The following is a 1,390-nucleotide window of genomic DNA, read 5'->3' as shown; positions in this document are numbered from 1 at the left end:
CGAGTACGTTGAAGTTGAGCGAGAAGGTGCATTGGCTGGCTCGGCGAGGCCTGATCGACCCCTTGGCCTATGTCCAGCGCCATGTGCGCGGGGACTGGGGCGAGATCGATGAGGCCACCCGCCAAGCCAACGACGTCGCAATCCAACAGGACAACCTGATGATCTCCCAGTACCGGATCACGCCGGAACTGGTGTTGCTCGTGAAGACCAGCGAAGACCACCAGACCACGGTGGTCCAGCTTCCCGAAGAGCGCGACCTGATCTGAAGGCGCCGCCTCGTCATCCCATCCACTTGACGGAGCCACTTCACTCCGCCAGGGGTGTCGTGGCTCAATAGCCTTTCAAGGAGGAGCCCATGGCATCGCATCGCATCGAAACCTACTGCCAGAGGCTGGCGTTCCCCATCGGGGCGCTCATCTTCAGCCGAGGCATTGATCGCCTTGTCCGCGCGGGTCGCCTGGACCCGATTCCGTACTTCAGGCGCCACACCCGTGGCGACTGGGGTGACGTCAACGTCTGCCAATGGCACGCCAACGGCGTTGCACTTCAATCGGGCGCGTCGCTGGAATCGCACTATGTGATCCACCCGGGACTCGCCATTCGCATCATCACCGATGCGGGGCGCAGCGTCACTGCCATCGTGCTGCCGTCCGAAGACTGAGCACGGTTCACCCGCAGGCCACTCAGGCCAGCATCTTCAACCACCTTCGGCCGCGCGCCGATTTCCTTCCCACCACGGGGCATGCCATTGCCCCGCTGGGGGTGGTGCATGCCCCATTTTTCATTGGAGCATCACAATGTCCTTCGATCTCGAAACCACTGCCGCTGACGCCGCGCCCGTACAGGGCGAACTGCTCGACGCGGAATCATCCCCTCTGACCCTGAGCCTTCAGGATTTCGTCGGCGAGTTCGGCGACGAACTGCTCGACGCCCTCAACAGCGCCAACCCGCCTGTCTATACCGGCCAACCGCAGGCGCACCGGCAGCTCATCGTCGCCAGCCTCAAACGCAAGCTGTTCCCGGCCCAGGCCGAAGTCGTCCACGCCGCCGCCGAGCTGCTGATCGACCGTGGCGAACGCGCCGCGATCGTCAATGGCGAGATGGGCTGTGGTAAGACGACCGTTGGCATCGCCGCGGCCGCCGTGCTCAACGCCGAAGGCTACCGCCGCACTCTGGTCCTGTCGCCACCGCACTTGGTTTACAAGTGGCGGCGGGAGATCCAGGAGACGGTGGCCGGCGCCAAGGTATGGGTGCTCAATGGGCCGGATACGCTCGTCAAGCTCCTCAAGCTGCGTGAGCAGTTGGGCGTGCAGCCCACGGGCCAGGAGTTCTTCGTCCTGGGGCGCGTCAGGATGCGGATGGGTTTCCACTGGAAGCCCGTCTTCACCCA

The 1,390-nt window shown here is 63.9% G+C and carries 3 protein-coding genes; all 3 read left to right on the top strand.

Features of this window, described 5'->3' with window-relative positions; all coding sequences use genetic code 11:
* Nucleotides 1-266 (top strand): methyltransferase (locus APY03_RS14685; protein ID WP_232324273.1); only part of this gene is annotated, 266 nt, incomplete at its 5' end.
* An 89-nt stretch (nt 267-355) separates the two neighbouring features.
* Nucleotides 356-661: a hypothetical protein gene (locus APY03_RS14680; RefSeq protein ID WP_003098895.1), complete on the top strand. Its 306-nt coding sequence runs from the start codon at nt 356-358 to the stop codon at nt 659-661.
* A gap of 136 nt (nt 662-797) precedes the next feature.
* Nucleotides 798-1,390 (top strand): DEAD/DEAH box helicase family protein (locus tag APY03_RS43785; protein WP_232324272.1); only part of this gene is annotated, 593 nt, incomplete at its 3' end.

It is taken from the genome of Variovorax sp. WDL1, assembly GCF_001541225.1.
GTDB lineage: Bacteria > Pseudomonadota > Gammaproteobacteria > Burkholderiales > Burkholderiaceae_C > Variovorax.
This window is presented reverse-complemented; position numbering and strand designations above follow the sequence as displayed.

What these genes read in the sequence shown, in the direction of transcription:
- APY03_RS14680 (WP_003098895.1), top strand. Translation starts at nt 356, where the DNA reads ATGGCATCGCATCGCATCGAAACCTACTGCCAGAGGCTGGCGTTCCCC.